Origin of the sequence: Nocardioides salarius (assembly GCF_016907435.1) — a bacterium.
Classification (GTDB): Bacteria; Actinomycetota; Actinomycetes; order Propionibacteriales; family Nocardioidaceae; genus Nocardioides; species Nocardioides salarius.
Window position 1 is genome coordinate 2,940,323 of record NZ_JAFBBZ010000001.1, and the last position, 25,847, is coordinate 2,966,169.

The window sequence follows — 25,847 nt, forward strand, 5'->3', positions numbered from 1 at the left end:
TCCGCGGGTGCCCGCCAGCGACGACCTCCGCGTCCCGGTCGCCCGTCCCCGCCGGGTGCTGGTGGCGGGGCTGAGCGGCGCCGGCAAGACCACCCTCGCCAGGCGCCTCGCGACCCTCCTCGACCTGCCGCACACCGAGCTCGACGCGCTGCACCACGGGGCCTCCTGGGTGCCGCGACCGCAGTTCCTCGACGACGTGCGCGCCCTGGCCGACTCGCCCGCCTGGGTCACCGAGTGGCAGTACTCCGCGGCCCGGCCCGTGCTCGCCGCCCGGGCCGACCTGCTGGTCTGGCTCGACCACCCCTACCCGGTGGCGCTGGCGCGGCTGGTGCGACGCACGGTGCGCCGGCGCGTACGCCGCGAGGTGCTGTGGAACGGCAACGTCGAGGGGCCGCTGCGCGAGGTGCTCACCGACCCCGAGCACGTGGTGCGCTACCAGTGGACGCACCGCCGCAAGTACCGCGACGACCTGGTGCCCCGACTGCGGCGCGAGCGCCCCGGGCTGCCGGTCGTGCGGCTGGGCGGCGACCGCGACGTCGAGCGGTGGCTGGCGGGCCTCGCCTCAGGCCTCGAGCGCCGCTGAGCTCGCCGGTCCCTGGGCGCTCATCGCCCACCGGATCGTCCCGGTCGCCAGCGAGCCGAGCGCCCGCACGATGGTGCGCTCCGAGACCGGCATCCACGGCAGCCGCAGCGGACCGCGCGTCCAGCGGGGCATCAGCCCCACGGCGGCCGCGACCAGCACCAGGTAGGGCGCGCGGGCCAGGGCCGGCAGCGGCGGCTTGAGCAGCAGGAACCGCACGGCCTCGCGGGCCTCGGGGCTGCCGCGCAGCTCGGGGCGGTAGGCGGCCAGGACCTCGCGCAGCTCGGCCTCGGTGCGCGGCGGGTCGACGGCGCCCAGCCGCCGCGCGACCTCGCCGGCCTGCTCGACGTACTCGTCGCGCCGGGCCTGGTCGAGCGGACGCGCGCCGTAGGTCTGGTGCGCCAGCAGGAACGAGTCGACCTGGGCGGCGTGCACCCAGCCGAGCAGGTGCGGGTCGGAGGCGGCGTACGCCGACCCGTCGGGCATGGTGCCGCGGATCCGCTCGTGGATGCGGCGCACGGCGTCGACGGCCGCCTGGGCGTCGTCGGCGTGGCCGAAGGTCGTCATCGCCAGGTAGGTGCTGGTGCTGGCCAGGCGGCCCCACATGTCGGTGCGGTAGTCGCTGTGCTCGGCGACCCCGCGCATGGCGGCGGGATGCAGGGTCTGCAGCAGCAGCGCGCGGATGCCGCCGACGAACATCGATGCGTCGCCGTGCACCTGCGCGATCGCGCTGTCGGGCGCGAACCAGCGGGGCCCGGGGCGGCCGTGGATGCGGTCGCGCTGACGGGGCCCGTCGGGGCCGGCCACCCGGGCGAAGAGCACGGAGCCCAGGCGCTCACGCACCTCGTCGAGCGGTGCCCCCACCGCGCCCACGGGCACGCGCAGCACCCCTCGAAGCGCCGGGGCGCCCTGGCTGCTGGTCATGCCACGAGCCTACGGACGGCCCCTCACCCTCCAGGGCCCGCCGACCCGGCCCGGACTTCGCCCCGACCCGGCCCGAACTTCGCCCCGACCCGGCCCGGATCGACCGCCGAGCCGCTCAGACGTCCCAGGTGCGGACCCAGCGGCAGTGCTCGTTGGCGGCCAGCGCCTCGACCACCTGCGCCGGGATCGCCTCGGTCGAGTCGGTGACCACGTAGCCGAGCTCGCCGGTGGTGGCCAGGTACTGGCCCACGACGTTGGCGCCGGCCTCGGCGATGAGCTGGTTGACCGCCGCCAGCACCCCGGGCACGTTGTCGTGCAGGTAGCCCAGCCGGTGACCGGTCTGCAGCGCCGGGGCGCTCACGGTCGGGAGGTCCACCGAGAGCTCGGTGCGGCCCTCGAGCGCGAAGCCGGCGAGCTTGTTGGCCACGAAGTAGCCGATCTCCTCCTGCGCCTCCTGGGTGGAGCCGCCCACGTGCGGGGTGAGGATCACGTTGTCGAGCCCCCGCAGCGGCGACTCGAAGACGTCGCCCTGGGCCTTGGGCTCGATCGGGAAGACGTCCATGGCGGCGCCGGCGATGTGGCCCGAGAGGATGTGCTCGCGCAGCGACTCGGTGTCGACCACCATGCCGCGGGCGGCGTTGATGAACAGCGAGCGCGGCTTCATCTTCGCGAACTGCTCGGCGCCGAAGAGCCCGGCGTTGCCGGGGCGGCCGTCGACGTGCAGCGAGACCACGTCGGCGCGCTCGAGGAGCTCGTCGAGGGTCTTCATCCGCTGGGCGTTGCCGTGGGCGAGCCGGTCGGCGGTGTCGAAGAAGATGACCCGCAGGCCCATCGCCTCGGCGAGGTTCGACAGCTGGGTGCCGATGTTGCCGTAGCCGACGATGCCCAGGGTGCGCCCGCGGATCTCGTGGCTGCCCTGCGCCGACTTGTCCCAGACGCCGGCGTGCATCTTCTCGGTCTTCTCCGCCAGCCGGCGCGCCAGCACGATGATCTCGCCGATGACCAGCTCGACGACGCTGCGGGTGTTGGAGAACGGTGCGTTGAAGACCGCGACCCCGCGTTCGGCGGCGCCGGCCAGGTCGACCTGGTTGGTGCCGATGCAGAAGCACCCCACCGCGAGCAGGTCGGGCGCGGAGTCGAGCACGCGGGCGGTCACGTTGGTGTTGGAGCGGATGCCGAGCAGGCTCACGCCGGGCAGGGCCTCGACCAGCTCGTCCTCGCTCAGCGAGCGCGTGAGCAGCTCGACCTCGAATCCGCGGCCCTCGAGGATCTCGACGGCCAGGGGGTGGATGTTCTCCAGCAGCAGCGCCTTCACGGCCTCCACCCTAGAGACCTCGGCGGCGTACGACCGACTCGCGGTGCTGGCGTGGACAGCAGGCGGGCCCACCGGCCGTCCGGGCGAGCGTCGGGTGGCGGTCAGGTCGCCAGGTCGGGGATGTCCTCGGCGTCGACGATGCGGTAGGCGTAGCCCTGCTCGGCCAGGAAGCGCTGGCGGTTCTGGGCGAACTCGGCGTCGACGGTGTCGCGCGAGACGACCGTGTAGAACCGGGCCACCTTGCCGTCGTGGCCCGGGCGCAGCAGGCGCCCGAGCCGCTGGGCCTCCTCCTGGCGCGAGCCGAACGACCCGGAGACCTGGATGGCCACCTCGGCGTCGGGCAGGTCGATGGAGAAGTTGGCGACCTTCGAGACGACCAGCAGCCGCTCCTCGCCGGACCGGAAGGCGTCGAAGAGCCGCTGGCGCTCCTTGACGCTGGTCTCGCCCTTGATGACGGGGGCGTCGAGGGCGGCGGCGAGCTCGTCGAGCTGCTCGAGGTACTGCCCGATGACCAGGGTCGGCTGGTCGGAGTGGCGTTCGACGAGGTCGCGCACCACCTCGGTCTTGCGGTGGGTGCAGGAGGCGATGCGGTAGCGCTCCTCCGGCTCGGAGGTGGCGTAGACGAGGCGCTCGTCGTCGGGCAGCGTGACCCGCACCTCGACGCAGTCGGCCGGGGCGATCCAGCCCTGCGACTCGATGTCCTTCCAGGGCGCGTCGTAGCGCTTGGGCCCGATCAGCGAGAACACGTCGCCCTCGCGGCCGTCCTCGCGCACCAGGGTGGCGGTCAGCCCGATCCGGCGCCGGGCCTGGAGGTCGGCGGTCATCCGGAAGATCGGCGCGGGCAGCAGGTGCACCTCGTCGTAGACGATCAGGCCCCAGTCGCGGGCGTCGAGCAGCTCGAGGTGGGGGTAGACGCCCTTCCGCTTCATCGTCAGCACCTGGTACGTCGCGATGGTCACCGGACGCACCTCCTTGACCGCGCCGCTGTACTCCCCGATCTCGTCGGCGGTCAGCGAGGTGCGCCGCACCAGCTCGTCCTTCCACTGCCGCGCCGAGACGGTGTTGGTGACCAGGATCAGCGTGGTGGCCTTGGCGTGCGCCATGGCCGAGGCCCCCACGAGGGTCTTGCCGGCGCCGCAGGGCAGCACCACGACACCCGAGCCGCCGTGCCAGAACGACTCGGCGGCCTCGCGCTGGTAGTCGCGCAGCGTCCAGTCGCTCTCGTCGAGGTCGATGGGGTGCGCCTCGCCGTCGACGTAGCCCGCGTAGTCCTCGGCGGGCCAGCCGATCTTGAGCAGCGCCTGCTTGAGGTTGCCGCGCTCGGAGGCGTGCACCACGACGGTGTCGGGGTCGACGCGCTCGCCGAGCATGCCCTGCACCTTCTTGGCGCGCAGCACCTCCTCGAGCACCGGTCGGTCGGTGGTGGCCAGGGTGAGCCCGTGGGTCGGGTGCTTCTCGAGGCGCAGGCGGCCGTAGCGCGCCATCGTCTCGGCGACGTCGACCAGCAGCGAGTGCGGCACGGCGTAGCGGCTGAACTCCAGGAGCGTGTCGACGACCTGCTCGGCGTCGTGGCCCGCGGCGCGCGCGTTCCACAGCCCCAGCGGGGTCAGGCGGTAGGTGTGGATGTGCTCGGGGGAGCGCTCCAGCTCGGCGAACGGCGCGATCGCCTTGCGGCAGTCCTGTGCGCGCTCGTGGTCGATCTCGAGCAGGAGGGTCTTGTCCGACTGGACGATGAGAGGGCCGTCTGTCACCGGGCAAGCCTACGGGCGCCCCGGGCGGGGCGTGCGGGCCGAGCCCGCCGAGGGTCGCTCAGGGCGCGACGGGGGCGACCGAGGTGATCCGGTGCACCGCGAAGGAGCGCAGGTCGTCGGCGCGGTGGTCGTGCGCGGTGAGGGTGCCGCCCTCGACGCTGCGCGGGTCGACGACCCGCTCGGAGCGGGTGCCGTGGTTGTCGACGTAGCCGATCAGCACGCTGGCGCCGGTCTCGACGGCCTCGCGCAGCGCCGCCAGCGAGCCGGAGGGGCTCAGCGCCTGGCCGGCTCCGGCCGGTCGGCTCGAGGCGGCCCGGTCGCCGGCGCGCACGGCGGTGACCACGGCCGAGACGGTCGCGCTGCCGCGGGCGGCCCGCAGCCCCTCGGGGCGGCGGTCGCGGGGCGTGCGCGCGCGCAGCTGGTCGGGGCGGGCGACGCGCACGGTGCCGTCGGGCCCCTCGACCACGGGCGCGGCGCCGAGCTCGCGCAGCCGCGGCAGCAGCACGTCGAGCGGGGTGGTGGAGACCAGCACGGTGGGCGCGATGCGGCGCAGGCCGAGGGAGGCGGCCCTGGGGTGGTGCAGCACCTCGCTGAGCGCGGCCTCGTCGTCGGCGCGCAGGAACGCCTCGGCGTGCCCGACGCGGATCGAGCCGAAGGTGCGGGCGGTGTCGTCGACGAGGTAGGTGAGCGGCTGGGGCACCGGGGTGCGCGAGACCGAGGAGATGAAGTCGTGCACCTCGACGGCCGACCACCCGGTGTCGAGCGCGCGGCGCACCGACGAGGAGGTGAAGCGGTAGACCGTCGCGCCGCCGCGCGACTCGACGTCGGCCAGCAGCTGCAGCCGCTTGGCGAGCGTCGACTCCAACGGCCCCGGCGCCACGGCGGTGAGGTCGGCCTGCAGCAGCACGTGGTCGACCGGCGCCGGCACCAGCGCGTCGAGGGCCGCGACACCGGCGGCGGTCTCGTCGCCGCCCGCCAGCGCCCGGGCGTACGACGCCAGCCCGCCCAGGCCGCCGACCCCGAGCGCCTCGGCCTCGCCGACGGCCCACGCGACCTGGTCGGCGCGGGTGCGGGGCCGGCGCGGGCGCAGCCAGGCGACCCGGGCCACGAGCGCGGGCAGGCCGGTGCCGGAGGCCAGCACCTGCCCCGGAGGCAGGGCGGCCAGCTCGCGCAGGGTCAGCTGCCGGGTCTCGACCTGGTGGACGCCGGAGAGCTCGGGCGCCAGGGCGTTCCACGTCTTGCCGGCGGGGTCGCGGGTGCCCACCAGCCCGGGCAGCCGGTTGCTGTCCCACCAGGCACGGGCCAGCACCCACCAGCGCTCGGCGGGCGAGCGGGTGCTCCACCGGTCGAGCTCGTCGGTCGGCAGCCACGCGGCCTCGCCCTCGGCTGCGTGGCCGGTGGCCAGCAGGCCGGCGGCCGACGCGGTCTCGACCAGCAGGGCCGTCGTGGTCTCGTCGACGTGCAGCAGCACCGACGCGGCGCGCAGGTCGCGCACGGCCAGCCCGCCGCTGCGCAGCGCGGCCGGCGGGTGGGTGCCCCAGTGGTCGAGCAGCAGCTCCACGCGGCGTACGGCCTCGAAGGCGGCGCCGGCGGCGACCTTGTCGACCATGGCCGCGGACCGCTCGACCGTGGGCAGGGCGGGCACGTCGTCGACGCGGTCGGTGGTGGTGCGCCCGCCGCGCAGCACCAGCCCGACCTCGCCGGGCAGCACCACCGACCCGCCGCCGCGGGGCACCAGCAGCCGCCGGGCCAGCAGCTCCTCGGCGGGCGTGGCGGCCTCGGCGGGGGTGACGGTGTGGCGCGAGGTGCCGGTCGTGGCCTCGCCGCCGTGGTCGAGGACGTGCTCGAGCAGGGTGCGCGCCGGGGCCGAGAGCTCGTCGAGCCGCTGGGCCACCACCTCGGCCGCCATCGGCTCGGGCGAGCGGGTGCGCAGGCCGCTGACCCCCGCGCCCGGTCCGCCGGCCAGGCCCTCGGCGACCCCGCTGAGCGCGCGTGGCCCGGTGGGGGAGTCCCACACGAGCGCGAGGTCGGTGAGGTGCTCGAGCGCGGCCGTGGTGGCGGCGGGGTCGGCGTGCACGATCGAGACGAGTTCGGCGCGGGTGGTTTGGCCCGCGACGACGAGGGCATCTAGGACGCAGAGCTCGAGCCGGGTCAGCTGGTCGAGCGCACGCAGCAGCGAGGACCGGGTGGCGGCACGAGACGCCAGCTGGCCGGAGTCGTGAGGGGCCGGAGTGGCGAGATCGGGACGGGCCAGCAGCAAGCGGGACAGGCGCGCGTCCGGCCAGCTGCGCAGCTGGTCGGCGAGCGTGCGGAACCCCTCGGCAGACATCCCTCCCACGCTAGCGGCACCGGCCCAGGAGACGGCACGCGACGCCGTGGTCGAGACGGTGGCCGGCTGATGCGCGTCGAGCTGCACCACGGGGCCGCCACCGACGTCGGGCTGGTGCGCGAGGTCAACGAGGACGCCTTCCTGGTCGCCCCGCCGGTCTTCGTCGTCGCCGACGGGATGGGCGGCCACGACGGCGGGGACGTGGCCAGCGCGATCGTCGTCGAGGAGTTCGCCCGCCTCGCCGACGCCGGCTACGACCCGCGGCGCGGCGCCGAGGTGGTGGCCGCGACCCTCGAGGAGTGCCGACGCCGCATCGAGGCGTACGGCGCCGAGCAGCGCGCCGCCGGGCAGAGCGCCTTCTCGGCGGGCACCACCGCTGTGGTCGGGCTGCTCGTCGAGGACGACGGCCAGCCCCAGTGGCTGCTGGCCAACCTCGGCGACTCGCGTGCCTACCGCTTCGATGGTGGGCGCCTCGACCAGGTCAGTGTCGACCACTCCGTGGTGCAGGAGCTCGTCGACGCCGGTGCCATCACCGCCGACGCGGCCGCCCACCACCCCGAGCGCCACGTGATCACCCGGGCGCTCGGCAGCACCGAGAGCTCCGAGGCCGACTACTTCCTGCTCCCGCTGCCGGCGGTCGAGCGGCTCGTGCTCTGCAGCGACGGCGTGAGCGGGATGATCGAGGACGACGAGCTGGCCGGCATCCTCGCCGCGACCGCCGACCCGCGCGACGCCGCCGATGCCGTGGTCGCCGCGGCCCTGGCCGCCGGGGGCCGCGACAACGCCACCGTCGTGGTCGTCGATGTGGTTGAGTTGGCCCACGACCATCCCTACGACTCCGAGCAGCAGCGACTGAGCCTGGAGCAGAAGCTGGGAGCCCTGCCGTGACCTCCCCCGACGCCGCCGCGGTCCCGCCCCGGGCCTACCTGCCCGGTGACTGGTACGTCGTCCTGGGCCCGCGCGTGGTCGTGGCCCTGCCGGCCTCGGAGCCGGAGCGCGCTGCGCGGGCGTGGTCGCTGCTCGACGCCGGCGCCGGCGCCGACGAGCTGCTCGACGCCCTGCTCGGGAGCGGGCTGAGCACCCTGGCCGGGCTCGCCCTGGTCAGCGAGCACGACGACGCCACCACCCGGGTGCTGCTGCGCGGCGCCGCACGGTGGTCGGCCCAGGCGCAGGACGGCGAGGCCCGGGGCAGCGGCGAGGGCGCCTCGACCTGGAGCGAGCTGCTGGTGCGCGACGTCGGGTCCTGGCGGCTCGACCTCCCCGGCGGCCCCGGCGGCCCCGGTGCCCACGCCGGCGCCTCCGACGAGCCGGGGCTGCGCGTCGCCGACGGCCTCGTGCGGGCCTCCTGCGTGCTCCACGGGGAGCCCGATGCGGACCCCGATCCGGAGCCGGAGCCGCAGCTGCAGCCGGAGCCGCACCCCGACCCCGAGCCCGACCCAGAGCCGGAGCCGGAGCAGACGACCCCGACCCCGCCGGCGGCTCCCGTCGAGGCGGGCCCCGCCGGCGAGGCTCCGGCGGCCCCCGGGGCCTGGGGTCCCGGGGAGTCCGACCACGACGGGATGACCAAGGGCGGTGAGTGGGGCGAGGACCTCTGGCGGCACCGGCCGGGCATCCCGGGCCAGCCGCAGCCGCCCAGCGTCACCGCCAGCCCCGTGGCCCGGCTGGTGGTCTCCCACGGCGAGGAGGTCGAGGTCGACCGCGTGGTGCTGGTCGGCCGCGCCCCCGAGGCCCGCCGCTTCACCTCGACCGAGCAGCCTCGCCTCGTCACGGTGCCCAGCCCCCAGCAGGAGATCTCCTCCACCCACCTCGAGGTCCGACCGGGCTCGGGCGCCGACCACGGCAGCGCCGTGGTCACCGACCTCGGCTCGACCAACGGCACCGTGCTGGTGCAGCCCGGGCTGCCGCCCGAGCCACTGCAGCCCGGCATCGCGGTGCAGCTGATCCCGGGCGCGATCCTGGACCTCGGTGACGGGGTCAGCATCCAGGTCGTCCGGCCCTGAGCGCCGTGCCAGCCTCCACCGTGCCGCCGGGGCCCCCGCCGCCCCCGCCCCCGCCGCCCCCGCCGCCCGCGCCCCCGCTGCCGGCGCCGCCTCGGTTGCCGGTCGCCGACCTCGAGCGCCGCTACTACGCCCACGCGGTCGACCGCGGCCTGGCCTGGTCGTCGTACGCCGCCGTCGCCGGGCTGGCCGGGTGGCTGCTCGACGACCCGCTGGTGGCGGTGGCCCTGGTGCTGGGCTGGGTGCTGGCGCTCCAGGTCGCTCTCGCGGTGCTGCTGGGCCTGCGCGGCCTGAGCCCCGGCAAGGCGCTGCTGGGCCTGCGGGTCGTCTCCGAGCGCACCGGCGGTCCGGTCGGGGTCGCGCCGGCACTGCTGCGCGGCCTGGTCGTGGGCCTGGCCGGAGTGCCGACGCTGCTCCTCGGCGCCGCGACCCTCGCCTGGACCAGCGCCGCCGACCGGGACCGTCGGCGCCGCGGTTGGCACGACCACCTCGCCGGCAGCGTCGTGGTCGACCTGCGTCCGGTGCCCGTCAGCGAGGAGGTCGAGGAGGTCCGGCCCCGGTCCATCGTCAACCTCACCGCGATGCGCCTGATGCCGACGCCGCAGCCGGCCCCCACCACTCCGGGCACCGGCACCGGCACCGGCACCGTCTCGCCCGCCCCGGCGTGGCCCGCGGCAGCAACGAGCGCGCCCCGCCCGCCCGGAGCGCGTCGCCGGGCCGTGCCCACCGACAGCCCGACGGCCGGCCCGACGGCTGGCCCGGCACCCGGTCCGGCACCCGGTCCGGCACCCGGTCCGGCACCGGCCCCGGCGGGCGGATGGGTCGTTGAGCTGGACTCCGGGGAGCAGGTCGCGGTCGAGGGCCTGGTCCTGCTGGGTCGCGGCCCCGTGGCCCGCGCCGGCGAGCAGGTGCGCCGCCTGGTGCCGCTGCGCTCGCAGGACATGTCGGTCTCCAAGACCCACGCCCAGCTCCAGGTCGCACCCGACGGGGCCCTGGTGGTGATGGACCGCGGCTCCACCAACGGCTCGGTGGTGGTGCGCTCGGGGGTGGCCCGCGAGCTGGCCGCGGGCAAGCCGGTGACCCTCCTCGACGGCGACGTGGTGCGCCTGGGCGACCGCTCGCTGCGCGTGGGCCGCGCCCGCTGAGCGCGGCGTCCTCGCTACGGTGGAGGGCCTGATGACCCACGTCTGGTACGTCGCCTACGGCTCCAACCTCAGTCTCGACCGCCTCACCTGCTACGTCGAGGGCGGCTGTCCGCCCGGCGGCACCCGCGCCCACCCCGGGGCCCGCGACCGCACCCCGCCGCTGCGCAGCATCCCCGTCGACCTGCCCGGCACCACCTACTTCGCGGGACGCTCCGCGCAGTGGGGTGGGGCGGTGGCGTTCTACGACCACGCGACCCCCGGGCGCACCGCCGCCCGCGGCTACCTGGTCAGCGCGGGCCAGTTCGCCGACATCGCCGCCCAGGAGATGCACCGCGACCCGCGCGCCGACGACCCGCTCGAGCAGCTGGTGCTCACCCCGTTGCCCGACGGCCGCCACGAGGTCGGCCCCGGTGGCTACGAGACCGTCGTCGACGTGGGCCGCCACGACGGTGCGCCGATGCTGACCTTCACCGCGCCGCACACCGCGGCGACCGCCGAGCGCTCGCGTCCCTCCGCGGCCTACCTCGCCACGATGGCCCGCGGACTGGGCGAGGCGCACGGCTGGGAGGAGCCGGTCGCGCACGACTACCTGGCGGGATTGCAAAATCTGGCCTAGGTTCCACCGTCATGGCCTTCGCGCACACCGAGACCGCCTCGACCTCCGCCTCGCCGGAGCACGTCTGGGCGCTGTGGTCCGACACCTCGACCTGGCCCCAGTGGGACCCGAGCGTCGAGCGGGTGGTGCTCGACGGGCCGTTCCGCCTCGGCACCACCGGCACCATGAGCCTGTCCGGCGGGGTGCGCGCGCCCTTCACCCTCGTCGAGGTGAGTCCCGACGCGCGCTACTGCGACGAGCTGGTCGTCGGCGAGCTGTGCATCCGCATCGACCACCGGGTCGAGGCGACCGGCCAGGGCGCGGAGATCACCGTCGAGACCACCGTCGAGGGCCCGGGGGCCGACGACGTCGGTCCGATGGTCGTGGCCCACGCCCCGCAGGCGCTGCGGACGCTGGTCGAGCTGGCCCAGGCGCGCGCCGCGGCCGCCCAGCGCGTCAGCGGCTGAGCTGCACCGGCACGCGGGTGCGGGTGCCGTCGCCGCCGCGCCACAGCACCACGCCGTCGTCGCTGGTGCGGGTGCCTCCGGCGACCCGCACCGTGTAGGTCGCCGACTCGCCCGGGGCCAGGCGCAGCGCAGCGGGGCTCACGCTGACGTCGTGCGCCTCGAAGCCGGCCGTGGAGGAGGAGAAGTAGCGCGCCCTGCTGCTGGTGTTGGTCACGGTGCGCGTGGTCGTCGACCGAGCGCTGCTCAGCAGCACGGAGGGCAGGTTCAGGGGGCGGTCGGAGGGCAGCGCACCCTCCAGCCAGGTGCGGTAGTCCTCGACCGCCAGGTCGTGGACCAGCCCGGGGCGCAGCGCCCGGACTCCACGCACCCGGCCCGACCCGGCCGCCAGGGCCGGGGTGCCCGGGACGGCGTCGGCGGTGCCGACCAGTGCGGAGCGCACCCACGCCGCGCTCCACCCTCGGCGCGCCAGGAGCCGGGCGGCGGTGCCGCTGGTCCACGCCGTGGCCGGTGAGGTGCCGGTCTGGGTGTCCCAGCGCCGTCCGACCGCGCGCGTCGGGGCCGCGCCCACCAGCCCGGAGCCGGGGGCGACGAGGTCGGGCTTGAGCACCGGCCCGGCCGGGTCGCCGGTGGCCGAGAAGCCCAGCACCTCGAGATCGCGTGCGCGGGCGCCGCGCGGCACCAGCCGCACCTTGGCGCCCGGGTGCTCGCGCGCCCAGCGGCGTACGACGCCGGCGTCGGTGGCGCCCAGGTGCACGGTGGCCACGCTGTGGAAGTCGGCGTCCACGGAGTCGGGACCGCTGTTGAGCAGGATCATGCCGACCCCGTCGGCGCGCTGCACGGCAGCGGACTTGTCGGTGCGGCCCACCCCGCCGCGCTCGCACAGCACGATGCGCCCGCCCACCTCGGCGGCGTCCAGGCTGCCGGGCGTGCACAGGGAGGCCTGCTCCCGGGTGGCGGCGGGGGCGGCCACGTCGGCGCCACGCACGAGCCGGGCCGGGCCGACCCCCTCGTCGGCGAGCATCGCGCCGTCGACGCGGGGACCGTCGGAGCCCAGGCGCACCCGCCCCTCGTGGGTGGTGCCGGTGCTGGCGCCCACCGTGGTGACCCAGGGGGAGGGGTGCGCGGCGGTGCCGTCGGAGCGGTCTCCGGCCGCGGCGACCACGACCGTGCCGGCCTCGGCGGCCCCCAGCAGCGCGACCTCGACGGTGTCGAGCCGGGGCGGTCCGCCGACCGACAGGTTGAGCACGTCGACGCCGTCGTCGGTGGCACGGTCGATGGCGGAGACCAGGTCGGCGGTGGCACAGCCGTCGTCGGAGGGGTCGGGGGCGCTCCAGCAGGCCTTGTAGACGGCGATGCGTGACTGCGGGGCGACACCTGCGTAGCGGCCGAGGTCCTCGTCCCCGACGCGCACGGCCACCTCGGCGTTGCCGGCGGCGATCGAGGCCATGGCGGTGCCGTGCCCGTCGTCGTCGCGCGGGGAGAGCGACGAGGAGGCCTTGACCCGGTCGGCGCCGAAGCCCTCGACGAACCAGTCTCCGGCCACGACCTTGCCGTTGCAGGTGGCCGGGCCCCAGTCGTCGGCGTCGGCGCAGACGCCCCCGAAGCCGGTGGGCGCCGGGCCGAGCCCGGGCGCCGAGGAGAAGACCGGGCCGTCGGGGTCGAGGCCGGTGTCGACGAAGCCGATCACCACGCCCTGGCCGCCGCGGGTCCGGGCCGACGGGCTCAGCCCCGCGGTGTCGGCACCCGGGTCGGCGGCGGAGGCCGCCAGCGGCCGGACGCTGCTGGGCTCGACCATCGCGACGCCCGGCGTGGCCGAGAGCCGGGTGGCCTGGTCGGTGCTGAGCTCGACGGCGACCCCGTTAAGGGCGGTGGTCCAGCGGTAGACCGGCTCGGGCGCCTCCACCGACTCCAGCACCCGCTCCTGGCGGGTGCGCATCCGCAGCTTCTGCAGCCCGCGGTCGAGCTCGGAGGACGTGCCCGCCGTGCCGGGACCCTCGAGGGTCACCAGGTAGAGCTCGGCGCCGCGCCCGCCGGGGCCGTCGGCCCCGGGCACGGCCTGGCCGGGGGAGGCCGCCGCGAGGAGCCCCGCCGCGCCGGCCGCCAGCGCGCAGCCGGCCGCGAGCACGCGGCGTACGCCGTGGTGCGCGGGGCGGGTGCGGGGCTCGGGCACGGGTGCTCCTGGCTGGTTCATGGCTGGGTGCGGGCTGGGTGCGGGCTGGGTCGGCGGCCGGTCCGGGGACCGGTGCTCGGGCCGAGCTGCCCATTGTGACCGACGAGGCGGTCCGACGACAGCCGAACGCGGGGGTTGTGGACGACGAGGGCTCCCAGGCGCTTCGTCTACCCTCGGGGCCGTGCCTGCCCCGAGCCCCTCCACGGCCCCGTCGGCCCCCGGCCTGGCGGTGGGCTTCGACCTGGACATGACGCTCATCGACTCGCGGCCCGGCATCGCCGCGGTGCTGGAGACGCTGGCCGTCGAGCTGGGCGTCACGCTGCCGGTCGAGGAGATGACCCGACGGCTGGGGCCGCCGCTCGACCTGATGCTCGAGCCGCACCTGGCCCGTGAGGCGGTCGGGCCCGCGGTCGACCGGTTCCGGGAGCTCTACCCCGAGCGGGCCGTCGCCGGAACCCTCGCCTTGCCCGGCGCCGCCGAGGCGCTGGCCGCCGTGCGCGCCCACGCGGGCCGCGTCGTGGTGGTCACCGGCAAGCACACCCCCAACGCCCGGCTGCACGTGGAGCACCTGGGCCTCGACGTCGACCTCGTCGAGGGCCGGGTGTGGGGCGTCGGCAAGGCCGAGGTGCTGCGCCGCGAGGGCGTCTCGGTCTACGTCGGCGACCACGTGCACGACGTCGAGGGGGCCCTGGCCGCCGGCGCGACGAGCGTGTCGGTGCTCAGCGGCGGGGCGACCCGTGAGGAGCTGCGGGCCGCCGGCACCCACGTCGTGCTCGACGACCTCGCGCAGTTCGCGCCCTGGCTCGACGAGCACCTGCTCGACCGGCGCACCGCCGCCCTCGAGGCCGACCTGCGCGTCCGCGGCTCGCTGCTCGTCGCCTACAGCGGCGGCGCCGACTCGGCCCTGCTGCTCGCTGCGGCCGTGCGGGTGCTCGGCGCCGACCGGGTCGCGGCCGCCACCGGCTACTCCGACTCGTTGCCGCAGGCCGAGCGCGACCCCGCCCGCGAGCTCGCCCGGTCGCTGGGGGTGCGGGTGCTGACCCCGCGGACCCACGAGATGGAGCGCCCCGGCTACCGCGCCAACCAGGGCGACCGCTGCTTCTTCTGCAAGGCCGAGCTCCTCGACACCCTGGTGCCGCTGGCGGCCGAGCACGGGCTGGCGCACGTGGCCACGGGCACCAACGCCGACGACGTGGTCGCCGGCTTCCGGCCCGGCATCCGCGCGGCCGCCGAGCGGGGGGCGCTGACGCCGCTCGCCGACGCGGGCCTGACCAAGGCACAGGTGCGTGAGGTCTCCCGGCGCTGGGCCCTGCCGACCTGGGACAAGCCGGCCGCGGCCTGCCTGTCCTCCCGCGTCGCCTACGGCATCGAGGTCACCCCGCACCGGCTGGCCCGCGTCGAGCGCGCCGAGAGCGCGGTGCGCGAGGTGCTGGCCGGCGCCGGCGTGGGGGTGCGCGACCTGCGGGTGCGCGACCTGGGTGGGGCGTCCGACGCCGCACGCGCCAGCATCGAGGTCGACGCCGCGCTGCTCGGCGGGCCGCTGGCCGAGGGGCGCGGCCTGGTCGAGGAGCTGTGCGCCGCCGTGCGGCGTACCGGCTTCGCGAGCGCCGAGCTCTCGCGCCGCGGCTTCCGCTCCGGGTCGATGAACGAGCTGCTCGCCGAGCCCGAGCGGTGGCGGTGAGCCCGGGCGAGGTGGCCGAGCGCCTCTGGGACGAGGTGACCTCGCGCCAGCCGCTGCCCGACGCCTCGCTGGTGCTGCTGTCGGGAGCCGTGGCGCTCGCGCTGGTCTGGTGGCCCACCACCTGGCCGCTGGTGCGCCTGGGCGTCACGGTGGTCCACGAGGCGGGCCACGCCGTGGTCGCGGTGCTGGTCGGGCGGCGCCTGCAGGGCATCCGGCTGCACTCCGACACCTCGGGGGTCACCCTGTCGCGCGGGCGGCCGCGCGGGCCGGGGATGGTGGCGATGCTGGCCGCCGGCTACCTCGCGCCCGCCGCCGTCGGGCTCGGCGCGGCCCTGCTGCTCGCCGACGGGCGCGGCCTCGCGCTGCTGTGGCTGCTGGTGGCGCTGCTGGTCGCGCTGCTGGTGTGGGTGCGCAACGTGTACGGCGTGGTGGTGCTCGTCGTCGCGGGCGCCGGCGTGGTCGCGGTGACCTGGTGGGCGCCGCCGCTGGCGCAGTCGGTGCTGGCCCTGCTGGTGGCCTGGCTGCTGCTGCTCGCCGCGCCCCGGCCGCTGCTGGAGCTGTGGGGGCGCGGCGCGCGGGGGCGACGGGGCTCCGACCCGGACCAGCTGGCCCGGCTGACCCGGCTGCCCTCGGTGCTGTGGGTGGCGCTGATGCTGCTGGCCAACCTCGCCGGGCTCGTCGTCGGCGTCGCGACCCTGGCCCCCGACCTGCTGCAGCGCTGAACCGGTTGGTGTGCCGCGCCCGCGCCTGCCTATCCTTTGCCGTCCGGCGCTCTCGCCGGGCTGCAGACCCGACGACGACCAGAGACCGAGGACGCTGCTGTGCCCAGAGGCAAGGTGAAGTGGTACGACGCCGACAAGGGCTTCGGCTTCCTGTCGCAGGAGGACGGCCCCGACGTGCACGTGCGCGCCGAGGCGCTGCCCGAGGGCACCACGACCCTCAAGGCCGGCACCCGCGTCGAGTTCGGCATCGCCCAGGGCCGGCGCGGTGACCAGGCGCTGCAGGTGCGGGTGCTCGACCAGCCCGCCTCGGTCAGCCGCAACCAGCAGGCCGCGCGCCGCAAGCGTCCCGACGACATGGCCCCCATCGTCGAGGACCTGATCCGCCTGCTCGACGGCGTCAGCGAGACCTACCGCCACGGCCGGCACCCCGACGCGCGCACCGCCGCCCCCGTCGCCAAGCTGCTGCGGGCCCTCGCCGACGAGCTCGAGCGCTAGCCGGCCGCGAGATTCATCGGGTACCCGATGAACCTCGCGCTGCCCGACTGAACCTTCATGGAGGTAGCGCCAGTTCCGTCGGGTGCCCGATGAATCTCCCGCCGGCCGGGGGACCCCCCGAGCCGGTACGGCGTCGGCGCTCAGCCGGTGACGGGCACCTCGCCGGGGTAGCGGCGACTGCGACCGGCGAGCACGAAGAACATCCAGGCCGCGAGCACGGCGAAGGCCACGCCCAGCCCGAGGCGCGGGGGGTCGAGGGGCAGGGCGATGCCGACGAAGCCGCCCACCACCCACGCGAGCTGCAGCGTGGTGTCGCTGCGGGCGAAGGCGCTGGCCTGGACCTTGGTGGGCACGTCGCTCTGGATGGTCGCGTCAAGGCAGAACTTGGCCAGCGACTGGGCCAGCCCGGCGCACAGGCCGAGCGCGACCAGGGGCAGCACGCCGTAGAACACCGTGGCCAGAAGCGCCGCGGCGGCGTCGAGGGCCAGCACCAGCACGACGGTGGTGCCGGGGTGCAGGTTGCGCAGCAGCGAGGCCACCGCCACGCCACCGGCGTTGCCGAGCCCGGCCGCGGCGACCACGAGCCCGATGAGCACCTCGGCGCGCAGGCCGCTCTCGGGAGGGTTCTCGCGCAGCAGGAAGGCCATGAACATCAGCAGGAACCCGCTGAGCCACCGGGGCCCGCAGTTGGCGCGCAGCGCGAAGGCGACCGAGGTCGGGATGCGGGTGCGGGGACGGGCGCCGGCCGGGGCGGACCCCCGGCGCCCCGGCGCCGGTGCGTCGACGCGCACCGAGTCGCCGGGCGCCATCAGCACCAGCACCTCCTCGCCGACCGAGGAGTCCACGCGCTCGGGCAGCTTGATGGCGAAGACGGTGGCCACCACGAAGAGCACGAACGCGTAGCGCAGCGACCACTCCGGGCCGACGAGCGAGGCCAGCCCCGCCAGCGGCGCCGAGATGGTGGCGCCGAGGATGCCCGAGAGCGAGACCCGGCCGTTGGCCTTGACCAGCGACACCCCCCGCGGCAGCAGGCGGGGCACCGCGGCGGCCCTGGTCACGCCGTAGGCCTTGGAGGAGACCAGCACGCCCAGTGCGGCGGCGAAGAGCCACGGCGAGTCGCCGGTGACCGCGCCCGCCAGGCCCCAGCACAGGAAGGCGCGGATCGCCATGGTCGAGCCGATGGCCCACCTGCGCCCGTGGCTGAACCGGTCGAGGAACGGCCCGATCAGCGGGGCCACGATGGCGAAGGGCAGCATGGTCAGGCCCAGGAAGAGCGCCACCTGGCCGCGGGCCTCGCCCGAGGGGACGGTGAAGAACAGGCTGCCGGCCAACGAGATCGCGACCGCCGCGTCGCCGGCGGTGTTGAAGAAGTGCAGGTAGAAGAGCCGGTTGAGGCCCGACTGCTCGGCGCCCTCGGCGTTGGCGGCCCGCTGGGCCTGGCGCCCGACGTACCGGCTGGCCCGCGTGGTGGCCCGGGTGGCGCCGCGTGCCGCGCTCGCGGCGCCGCGAGCCGTCACCCTGGCGCCGGAGCCCAGGCCCCGGCCGACCGCGCGGGCGCGCTCGCCGGAGGACCCCGACGGGGCCCCGGCGGCGTCGTGGTCGGGGCGCTGCGACGGCATGGGCACATCCTGCCTGGTGGCCCCGATGGCGCGTGCGCCAGCACGCCGCGAGCCGCGGGGGAGGGGGCGCCCTCGCCGGGAGGTGGGGCCAGCAGGCATGATGTCGGGCCGTGAGCACCATCGCCCGGGTCAAGCCCGATGCCGTCGCCGTCGCTGCCGTCGAGGTGGCGCGCGAGGCCCTCGTCTCCGACGTGGGTGCTGCCGACGTCGGCGAGCACCTCGGCCACGTCGTCGAGGCCGAGCGCGTCGTCACCCACCAGTTCGCCTGCACCCGAGCCGGGTACGTCGGGTGGCGCTGGTCGGTGACCGTGGCCCGCGCCCCGCGCCAGAAGCACGTCACCATCGACGAGGTCGTGCTGATCCCCGGCGACGAGGCGATCGTCGCGCCCCCGTGGGTGCCCTACCGCGAGCGGATGCAGCCCGGCGACATGGGCCCCGGCGACCTGCTCCCGGTCGACGAGGACGACCCGCGCCTGGTGCCGACCTACTTCTTCGGCGACGACCCGCTCGACACCGACGACAAGGCCCAGGTCCGCCAGGTCGCCCAGGACCTCGGCCTGGGGCGCGTGCGCACGCTGTCGCCGGAGGGCCGCGACCTCGCCGCCCAGCGGTGGTACGACGGCGAGCAGGGCCCCGAGTCCACCCTGGCCAAGCAGGCCCCCGACAGCTGCTGGTCCTGCGGGTTCCTGGTGCGCCTGGCCGGGCCGCTCTCCGAGGCCTTCGGGGTCTGCGCCAACGGCAACGCCAACGACGACGGTCGCGTGGTGGCCTTCGGCCACGGCTGCGGAGCCCACTCCGAGGTGCGCCTGGCCAAGAAGCACGAGCCGCAGCCGCTGCCCGAGCACGTCTTCGACACCCTCGCGCTGGACCCGCTCGAGGGGCGGCGGCGCTAGCCAGCCCCGGCGCCGACGCTCAGGCGTCGGCGGTGAACACCCACACGGCGTACTCGTCCGAGGGCGCTGCCAGCTCGTAGGAGCCGAAGCGGTGCTGCACGCGCAGCCCGGCCGCGGCGGCGTCCTGCACGAACTCCTCGGGCGGGTAGCTGCGGGCGTGCTCGGGCCCGCCGACGAGGTGGTAGCCGACCAGGAGCCGCCCACCGGGCGCCAGCCGGGCCCGCATCGTGGCCAGCGCCTGCCGTTCGGTGCCCTCGGCGAGGAAGACGACCACGTTGCCGACGCAGACCACCAGGTCGACCTGGTGCGCCCGGTCGCCGAGGACGCCGCCCACCCGGGCGTCGTCGAGCTCGAGCAGGTCGGCCTGCACCACGTCGACCGTCGGGTACGTCGCTCGGCACTGGGCGACCAGCCCGCCGTCGGGCTCGACGGCCGTGACCCGGTGCCCACGCGCCTGCAGGGCGGCGCTGACGCGGCCCATCCCGGCCCCCACGTCGAGCACCCGGGCCCCGCGCGGCAGCAGCGCGTCGGCGAGCCGGGCCTCCCCGTCGACGTCCTGGCCGGTGGCCACGAGCTCGGCGAAGCGTCGGCCGAAGCCCTCGGTGGCCTGGGGTCCCGAGCGGGCCCAGCGGCTGGGCGGCGGGTCCGCGTGGGTGCTCATGCCGACGGCTCGTCGAGCTCGCGGCGGGTGGCGCGCCGGCGCCGGCAGTACTCCAGCCCGAGCAGCCCCAGCCCGAAGCCGGTCAGGCAGGTCCACACCCACCAGGTGCGGTCCTGCGCCTGCAGCTCGCCGTAGAATGGCAGCAGCGCCACGAACCCGACCAGCCACAGCGCGGTGCCGACCTCGACCGTGCGCACCCCGTCGACGTCGAGGGGCTCGACGTCGGCCACGAGGAAGGTCCGGTTGCCGATCTCGTGCTTGCCGGGCTGGTCGTCGCGCAGGTCCACGCCGCGACTCTAGTGGCCACGACCACCCGGTCCCGACCCGCGTGGCGGCGGCAGGGCGGCTGCTGGGATGCTTGGCGCCCGTGAGCACCCCCACGGCGCCGGCCAGGTCCGGTATCGACGGCTTCTTCAAGATCTCCGAGCGCGGCTCGACCCTCGGACGGGAGGTGCGCGGCGGTGTCGTGACCTTCCTGACGATGGCCTACATCGTCGTGCTGAACCCGCTGATCCTCGGGTTCGTCGCCGACTCGGAGGGCAACTACCTGGGCGGCGGGCCCGGCGACGGGTCGAACCTGCCGGCGATCGCGGCCGGCACCGCGCTGGTCGCGGGCGTGCTGACGATCCTGATGGGCTCGCTGGCCAACTTCCCGCTGGCCCTGGCGGCCGGGCTGGGCCTCAACGCCTTCGTCGCCTTCTCGGTGGCCACCCAGTCGACCTGGGCCGACGCGATGGGCCTGGTGGTGCTCGAGGGCATCGCGATCCTGGTGCTGGTGCTCACCGGCTTCCGCACCGCGGTCTTCCACGCCGTGCCCACCCAGCTCAAGGTCGCGATCTCGGTCGGCATCGGGCTGTTCATCGCCCTCATCGGCTTCGTCGACGCCGGCTTCGTCAGCCGCATCCCCGACGCCGCGGGCACCTCGGTGCCCGTGCAGCTGGGCACCACCGGCACCCTCTCGGGCTGGCCGGTCCTGGTCTTCGCGGGCGGCCTGGTGCTGCTGGTGGCCCTGTGGGTACGCCGGGTGCGCGGCGCGATCCTGATCGCGATCCTGGCCACCACCGTCGTGGCGCTCGTCCTCGAGGCGGTGCTCGAGCTGGGTGCGCGCAACGACAACCCGGGCGGCTGGTCGCTGACCGTGCCGCGCTTCGACGGCTTCGTCGACCTGCCCGACTTCGGCACCCTGGGGCAGTTCTCGCTGTTCGGCGCGTTCACCTCGATCGGTGTCGTGGCCGCGCTGCTGCTGGTCTTCTCGCTGATGCTGGCCGACTTCTTCGACACCATGGGCACGATGACCGCCATCGGCGCCGAGGCGGGACTCAACGACGAGGAGGGCACCCCGCCGCGGATGCAGCGGATCCTGGTCGTCGACTCGGTGGCCGCCATCGCCGGTGGTGCGGGTGGCGTCTCGTCCAACACCTCCTACATCGAGTCCGCCTCGGGCGTCGGCGAGGGGGCGCGCACCGGGCTCGCCTCCGTGGTGACCGGCCTGCTCTTCCTACTCACGATGTTCTTCACCCCGGTCGTCTCGGCGATCCCGTCCGAGGCGGCCGTGCCGGCGCTCGTGCTCGTGGGCTTCCTGATGATGCAGCAGGTCACCGAGATCACCTGGTCCGACGTCGAGATCGCGCTGCCGGCCTTCCTGACCATCGTGCTGATGCCCTTCACCTACTCCATCTCGGTCGGCATCGGGGCCGGGTTCCTGGCCTACGTGCTGATCAAGCTGGTCGTGGGCAAGGCCCGTCAGGTGCACCCGCTGCTGTGGCTGGTCTCGGCGCTGTTCCTGGTCTACTTCGCGATCGGTCCGATCACCGACCTGCTCACCTGACGACGCTCTCCTCCCACGTCTCGCCCGCGGAACATCCGCGGGTGCCGTGGTGTTGACCCGGCGCCGTGACCCGACGGCCGCTGACCCCGTGAGAGAGCCTGGTTGAGCCCCACCTTCCGTTCCCTGTCCCACCCGAACTACCGGCGCTACGCCGCCGGCTCCCTGGTGTCCAACACCGGCACCTGGATGCAGCGGGTGGCCCAGGACTGGCTGGTGCTGCTGCTGACCGGCTCGGGGGCCGCCATCGGCATCACCACGGGCCTGCAGTTCCTGCCCTTCCTGCTGCTCTCGCCGTGGGCCGGGCTGGTGGCCGACCGCATCCCCAAGCGACGCCTGCTGCAGCTGACCAACATCGGGATGGCCGTCCCGGCCCTGGTGCTGGGCCTGCTCGCCGTCACCGGCACCGCCCAGATCTGGCACGTCTACGTGCTGGCCCTGGTGCTGGGGGTGGCCTCGGCCTTCGACGCCCCGGCCCGCCAGTCGTTCGTCTCCGAGATCGTGGGCCCCGACGACCTGGCCAACGCGGTCGGCCTGAACTCCGCCAGCTTCAACACCGCCCGGCTGGTCGGCCCGGCGCTGGCCGGGCTGCTGATCGCCGGCTTCGGCGGGGGAGTGGGCGGCACCGGCTGGGTGATCCTGCTCAACGGGCTGAGCTACGCCGCCCCGGTGCTGACCCTGCGGGCGCTCGACGCCTCGTTGCTGCGCACCCCCGAGCCCTCGGTGCGCCGCCCCGGCCAGGTGCGCGAGGGCGTCGCCTACGTCCGCGGCCGCCCCGACCTGCTCCTGCTGCTGGGCATCGTCTTCTCCGCGGGGACCTTCGGCCTGAACTTCCAGATGACCAGCGCCCTGATGGCCACCGAGGTCTTCGACAAGGGCCCCACCGAGTACGGCCTGCTCGGCACCTTCCTGGCGGTCGGCTCGCTGACCGGGTCACTGGTGGCCGCCCGGCGGGTCCGGGTGCGCCACCGGCTCGTGGTCGGGGCGGCGCTGGCCTTCGGTGCGATCGAGGTGGTGGCCGGGCTCGCGCCGTCGTACGTCGTCTTCGCGCTGCTGTGCCCGTTGCTGGGCCTCTCGGCGCTGACCATGATCACCAGCGCCAACACGCACCTGCAGCTGTCCACGGCCCCCGAGATGCGGGGCCGGGTGATGGCGCTCTACATGATGATCTTCATCGGTGGCACCCCGCTGGGCGCGCCCTTCATCGGCTGGGTGGGCGAGACGTTCGGTGCCCGCTGGACCCTGGTCGTGGGAGGCGTGCTGACGGTGCTCGGCACCCTGCTCGCCAGCGTCGCGTTCCTGGGGGGTCGGCGCGTTTTGACCGGCCTCCGGGCGCCCGGTAGCCTCGTTCCTCGTGTCTGGGACAACCAGGCCGTTGCGCGTGCTCGGAAGTAGGTCGGCGGATCAGGACCGTCGCTGCTCCGGGCCGACAAGCCACAGGCCGCCGCACGCAGGCGGCTCCTGACCAGGGCGACACGCCCGACCTCGGGGGCGAGCAACGCCGGAAGGCAAGCACCACCCGGACACGGCGGAGCACCTCCGTCGAGACTCCGCTTGAACATCGTGCGCTGCAGAGTGCGGCGTACTGAGAGAGAACAGAAGGGGAACCACTCGGTGCCCACGATCAACCAGCTGGTCCGCAAGGGCCGCCAGGACAAGGTGTCCAAGAACAAGACGCCTGCCCTCAAGGGTTCGCCCCAGCGACGCGGTGTCTGCACCCGCGTCTACACGACCACCCCGAAGAAGCCGAACTCCGCCCTGCGCAAGGTCGCCCGCGTGCGCCTGTCCAGCGGCGTCGAGGTCACGGCCTACATCCCGGGCGTCGGCCACAACCTCCAGGAGCACTCCATCGTGCTCGTGCGCGGTGGCCGGGTGAAGGACCTCCCCGGTGTCCGCTACAAGATCATCCGCGGCTCGCTCGACACGCAGGGCGTGAAGAACCGCAAGCAGGCTCGCAGCCGGTACGGCGCGAAGAAGGAGAAGAGCTGACATGCCGCGCAAGGGTCCCGCACCGAAGCGGCCGCTCGACGTCGACCCGGTCTACGGGTCGCAGCTGGTCACCCAGCTCGTCTCCAAGGTCCTCCAGGACGGCAAGAAGCAGGTCGCCCAGCGCATCGTCTACGGCGCGCTCGAGGGGTGCCGCGAGAAGACCGGCACCGACCCCGTGGTGACGCTCAAGCGCGCCATGGACAACGTGAAGCCGGCCATCGAGGTCAAGTCGCGCCGCGTCGGTGGCGCCACCTACCAGGTCCCGATCGAGGTCAAGGGCACGCGCGGCACCACGCTCGCGCTGCGCTGGCTCGTCGGCTACGCCTCGGACCGTCGCGAGAAGACGATGTCCGAGCGCCTGATGAACGAGATCCTCGACGCCTCCAACGGCCTGGGTGCCGCTGTGAAGAAGCGCGAGGACACGCACAAGATGGCCGAGTCCAACAAGGCCTTCGCCCACTACCGCTGGTGATCTGCGCGGGGCGGCCGCGACCCGGCCGCCCCGCCCCCCACCCGCACACTTCGACCTAAGGAACGCGACCACACGTGGCTGTCAACATCACCACTGACCTCCGAGTCGTCCGCAACATCGGCATCATGGCGCACATCGATGCCGGCAAGACGACCACCACCGAGCGCATCCTCTTCTACACCGGCATCACCTACAAGATCGGTGAGGTCCACGACGGCGGCGCCACGATGGACTGGATGGAGCAGGAGCAGGAGCGTGGCATCACGATCACCTCTGCTGCGACCACCTGCTGGTGGAAGGACCACCAGATCAACATCATCGACACCCCCGGCCACGTGGACTTCACGGCCGAGGTCGAGCGCTCCCTGCGGGTGCTCGACGGTGCCGTGGCCGTCTTCGACGGCGTGGCCGGTGTCGAGCCCCAGACCATGACGGTGTGGCGCCAGGCCAACAAGTACTCCGTGCCCCGGATGTGCTTCGTCAACAAGCTCGACCGCACCGGTGCGGACTTCTTCCGCTGCGTCGAGATGATGGTCGAGCGCCTCAACTCCACCCCGCTCGTGCTCCAGCTGCCGATCGGCGCGGAGTCCGACTTCCTCGGCGTCGTCGACCTGGTCGGCATGCGTGCCCTGACCTGGCGCGGCGAGACGACCATGGGTGAGGACTACGAGATCGAGGAGATCCCCGCGGAGATGGCCGAGCAGGCCGCCGAGTACCGCGAGAAGTTCCTCGAGACCCTCTCCGAGGCCGACGACGAGATCATGATGAAGTACCTCGAGGGCGAGGACTTCACCGTCGAGGAGCTCGAGGACGCGATCCGTCGCGCGACCCTGGCCGACAAGGTCAACCCGGTCCTGTGCGGCACCGCGTTCAAGAACAAGGGCGTCCAGCCCCTGCTCGACGCCGTCGTGAAGTACCTGCCCTCCCCGATCGACGTCGAGGGCATCACCGGCCACGCGGTCAACGACGAGGACAAGCCGGTCGTGCGCAAGCCCAGCGACGACGAGCCGTTCTCCGGCCTGGCCTACAAGATCGCCGCCGACCCGCACCTGGGCAAGCTGACCTACGTGCGCGTCTACTCCGGCAAGCTCGAGGCCGGCGCGACCGTGACCAACTCGGTCAACGGCCGCAAGGAGCGGATCGGCAAGGTCTACCAGATGCACGCCAACAAGCGTGAGGAGATCGCGTCGGTCGGCGCCGGCCAGATCGTGGCCGTCATGGGCCTGAAGGACACCAAGACCGGGCACACCCTCTGCGACCCGCAGAACCAGGTGGTCCTGGAGTCGATGACCTTCCCGGCCCCGGTGATCGAGGTCGCGATCGAGCCCAAGACCAAGTCCGACCAGGAGAAGCTCTCCACCGCGATCCAGCGCCTCTCCGACGAGGACCCGACCTTCACGGTCAAGTCCGACGAGGAGACCGGCCAGACGATCATCGCCGGCATGGGCGAGCTGCACCTGGAGATCCTGGTCGACCGGATGAAGCGCGAGTTCCGCGTCGAGGCCACCGTCGGCAAGCCGCAGGTGGCCTACCGCGAGACCATCCGCAAGGAGGTCAAGAACCACAGCTACACCCACAAGAAGCAGACCGGTGGTTCGGGCCAGTTCGCGAAGGTCGTCATCTCCGTCGGTCCCAGCATCGACGAGGAGACCGGCGCCGGAGCGGGCTACCAGTTCGTCAACAACGTCACCGGCGGCCGCGTCCCCAAGGAGTACATCCCCTCGGTGGACCAGGGTGCCCAGGAGGGCATGGAGTTCGGCGTCCTCGCCGGCTTCCCGATGGTCGACGTCAAGATGTCTCTCGAGGACGGCGCCTACCACGACGTCGACTCCTCGGAGCTGGCCTTCAAGATCGCCGGCAACCAGGCCTTCAAGGAGGCCGTCCGCATGGCGAAGCCGGTTCTCCTCGAGCCGATGTTCGCCGTCGAGGTGACCACCCCCGAGAGCTTCCTCGGTACGGTCATCGGCGACATCAACAGCCGTCGCGGCCAGATCCAGGCCCAGGAGGAGCGTCACGGTGACATGGTCATCGACGCGCTCGTCCCGCTGTCCGAGATGTTCGGGTACGTCGGAGACCTGAGGTCCAAGACCTCCGGCCAGGCGTCGTACTCGATGGAGTTCGACTCGTACGCCGAGGTTCCTTCGAACATCGCCGACGAGATCATCAAGAAGGTTCGCGGCGAGTAGTCTCTCCGAGTTCCTCGGCACCATCCCAGCA

At 74.4% G+C, this 25,847-nt stretch carries 23 protein-coding genes; 15 read left to right on the forward strand and 8 right to left on the reverse strand.

The annotated features are described in order from the left end of the window. The first annotated feature begins 7 nt into the window (after window positions 1-7). Window positions 8-583: a P-loop NTPase family protein gene (locus JOE61_RS14175; RefSeq protein WP_193668519.1), complete on the forward strand. Its 576-nt coding sequence runs from the start codon at window positions 8-10 to the stop codon at window positions 581-583. Here the strand turns inward: JOE61_RS14175 and JOE61_RS14180 are convergent. The 4 genes from JOE61_RS14180 to JOE61_RS14195 all read right to left on the reverse strand — a co-directional run bounded on the left by JOE61_RS14180 (window position 563) and on the right by JOE61_RS14195 (window position 6,899). Continuing rightward, window positions 563-1,504, reverse strand: a complete 942-nt coding sequence (locus JOE61_RS14180; protein ID WP_193668518.1) for an oxygenase MpaB family protein — start codon at window positions 1,502-1,504, stop codon at window positions 563-565. The two genes, JOE61_RS14175 and JOE61_RS14180, sit on opposite strands and share 21 nt — an antisense overlap. A gap of 115 nt (window positions 1,505-1,619) precedes the next feature. Further along, window positions 1,620-2,819 carry a phosphoglycerate dehydrogenase gene (gene serA / locus JOE61_RS14185; RefSeq protein ID WP_193668517.1) on the reverse strand — a complete coding sequence of 400 codons (1,200 nt, stop codon included), beginning with the start codon at window positions 2,817-2,819 and terminating at the stop codon, window positions 1,620-1,622. Between the two features lie 101 nt (window positions 2,820-2,920). Continuing rightward, a complete protein-coding gene (locus JOE61_RS14190; protein WP_193668516.1) occupies window positions 2,921-4,570 on the reverse strand; it encodes a DNA repair helicase XPB in 1,650 nt (549 codons plus the stop codon). 58 nt (window positions 4,571-4,628) lie between these two features. Beyond that, window positions 4,629-6,899, reverse strand: coding sequence for a helicase-associated domain-containing protein (locus JOE61_RS14195; RefSeq protein ID WP_193668515.1), 2,271 nt, complete (start codon window positions 6,897-6,899; stop codon window positions 4,629-4,631). A gap of 69 nt (window positions 6,900-6,968) precedes the next feature. On the opposite strand from JOE61_RS14195, the gene JOE61_RS14200 reads away from it, so the two are divergent. The 5 genes from JOE61_RS14200 to JOE61_RS14220 are packed head-to-tail and all read left to right on the forward strand — an operon-like array spanning window position 6,969 to window position 11,103. Next, window positions 6,969-7,787 carry a PP2C family protein-serine/threonine phosphatase gene (locus JOE61_RS14200; RefSeq protein WP_193668514.1) on the forward strand — a complete coding sequence of 273 codons (819 nt, stop codon included), beginning with the start codon at window positions 6,969-6,971 and terminating at the stop codon, window positions 7,785-7,787. Next, on the forward strand, window positions 7,784-8,899 hold the full coding sequence (locus JOE61_RS14205) for an FHA domain-containing protein (RefSeq protein WP_193668513.1): 1,116 nt from the start codon (window positions 7,784-7,786) through the stop codon (window positions 8,897-8,899). Before JOE61_RS14200 ends, JOE61_RS14205 begins: the two co-directional genes overlap by 4 nt. Before the next feature lie 5 nt (window positions 8,900-8,904). Then, a complete protein-coding gene (locus tag JOE61_RS14210; protein WP_193668512.1) occupies window positions 8,905-10,041 on the forward strand; it encodes an RDD family protein in 1,137 nt (378 codons plus the stop codon). Window positions 10,042-10,072: 31 nt separating this feature from the next. Continuing rightward, a complete protein-coding gene (locus tag JOE61_RS14215) occupies window positions 10,073-10,657 on the forward strand; it encodes a histone deacetylase (protein ID WP_227491585.1) in 585 nt (194 codons plus the stop codon). A gap of 11 nt (window positions 10,658-10,668) precedes the next feature. Then, window positions 10,669-11,103: an SRPBCC family protein gene (locus JOE61_RS14220; protein WP_193668511.1), complete on the forward strand. Its 435-nt coding sequence runs from the start codon at window positions 10,669-10,671 to the stop codon at window positions 11,101-11,103. Here JOE61_RS14220 and JOE61_RS14225 read toward each other — a convergent pair. Further along, entirely contained in the window at window positions 11,093-13,273 is a 2,181-nt protein-coding gene (locus tag JOE61_RS14225) for a S8 family serine peptidase (protein WP_193668510.1), read from the reverse strand. The two genes, JOE61_RS14220 and JOE61_RS14225, sit on opposite strands and share 11 nt — an antisense overlap. Window positions 13,274-13,454: 181 nt before the next feature. On the opposite strand from JOE61_RS14225, the gene larE reads away from it, so the two are divergent. The 3 genes from larE to JOE61_RS14240 all read left to right on the forward strand — a co-directional run bounded on the left by larE (window position 13,455) and on the right by JOE61_RS14240 (window position 16,171). Beyond that, window positions 13,455-14,954, forward strand: a complete 1,500-nt coding sequence (gene larE, locus JOE61_RS14230) for an ATP-dependent sacrificial sulfur transferase LarE (RefSeq protein ID WP_307823024.1) — start codon at window positions 13,455-13,457, stop codon at window positions 14,952-14,954. After that, a complete protein-coding gene (locus tag JOE61_RS14235) occupies window positions 14,951-15,676 on the forward strand; it encodes a M50 family metallopeptidase (RefSeq protein ID WP_307823025.1) in 726 nt (241 codons plus the stop codon). Before larE ends, JOE61_RS14235 begins: the two co-directional genes overlap by 4 nt. A gap of 99 nt (window positions 15,677-15,775) precedes the next feature. After that, complete coding sequence (locus JOE61_RS14240; protein WP_193668509.1) at window positions 15,776-16,171, forward strand: cold-shock protein; 396 nt, start codon at window positions 15,776-15,778, stop codon at window positions 16,169-16,171. 140 nt (window positions 16,172-16,311) lie between these two features. Here the strand turns inward: JOE61_RS14240 and JOE61_RS14245 are convergent, their stop codons facing one another. Continuing rightward, a complete protein-coding gene (locus JOE61_RS14245; protein ID WP_193668508.1) occupies window positions 16,312-17,790 on the reverse strand; it encodes an MFS transporter in 1,479 nt (492 codons plus the stop codon). 110 nt (window positions 17,791-17,900) lie between these two features. Here JOE61_RS14245 and JOE61_RS14250 point away from each other — a divergent pair, with 110 nt between their 5' ends. Continuing rightward, window positions 17,901-18,683, forward strand: a complete 783-nt coding sequence (locus JOE61_RS14250) for a DUF3027 domain-containing protein (RefSeq protein ID WP_193668507.1) — start codon at window positions 17,901-17,903, stop codon at window positions 18,681-18,683. 19 nt (window positions 18,684-18,702) lie between these two features. Here JOE61_RS14250 and JOE61_RS14255 read toward each other — a convergent pair whose 3' ends face one another. Together JOE61_RS14255 and JOE61_RS14260 are read right to left on the reverse strand one after the other, a co-directional pair. Continuing rightward, window positions 18,703-19,344 carry a class I SAM-dependent methyltransferase gene (locus JOE61_RS14255; protein WP_193668506.1) on the reverse strand — a complete coding sequence of 214 codons (642 nt, stop codon included), beginning with the start codon at window positions 19,342-19,344 and terminating at the stop codon, window positions 18,703-18,705. After that, complete coding sequence (locus JOE61_RS14260) at window positions 19,341-19,631, reverse strand: DUF2530 domain-containing protein (RefSeq protein WP_307823026.1); 291 nt, start codon at window positions 19,629-19,631, stop codon at window positions 19,341-19,343. The genes JOE61_RS14255 and JOE61_RS14260 overlap by 4 nt, the downstream gene beginning before the upstream one ends. A gap of 80 nt (window positions 19,632-19,711) precedes the next feature. On the opposite strand from JOE61_RS14260, the gene JOE61_RS14265 reads away from it, so the two are divergent. From JOE61_RS14265 to fusA, 5 genes are all read left to right on the forward strand, one after another. After that, entirely contained in the window at window positions 19,712-21,172 is a 1,461-nt protein-coding gene (locus tag JOE61_RS14265; RefSeq protein WP_307823027.1) for an NCS2 family permease, read from the forward strand. Window positions 21,173-21,274: 102 nt separating this feature from the next. Continuing rightward, window positions 21,275-22,564 carry an MFS transporter gene (locus tag JOE61_RS14270; protein ID WP_193668504.1) on the forward strand — a complete coding sequence of 430 codons (1,290 nt, stop codon included), beginning with the start codon at window positions 21,275-21,277 and terminating at the stop codon, window positions 22,562-22,564. Window positions 22,565-22,783: 219 nt separating this feature from the next. Further along, window positions 22,784-23,158: a 30S ribosomal protein S12 gene (gene rpsL / locus JOE61_RS14275; protein ID WP_179517431.1), complete on the forward strand. Its 375-nt coding sequence runs from the start codon at window positions 22,784-22,786 to the stop codon at window positions 23,156-23,158. Window position 23,159: 1 nt separating this feature from the next. Next, window positions 23,160-23,630 (forward strand): 30S ribosomal protein S7, encoded by a 471-nt coding sequence (gene rpsG / locus JOE61_RS14280; RefSeq protein WP_193668503.1) that lies wholly within the window; start codon window positions 23,160-23,162, stop codon window positions 23,628-23,630. A 74-nt stretch (window positions 23,631-23,704) separates the two neighbouring features. Beyond that, complete coding sequence (gene fusA, locus JOE61_RS14285) at window positions 23,705-25,816, forward strand: elongation factor G (protein WP_193668502.1); 2,112 nt, start codon at window positions 23,705-23,707, stop codon at window positions 25,814-25,816. Window positions 25,817-25,847: the final 31 nt, after the last annotated feature.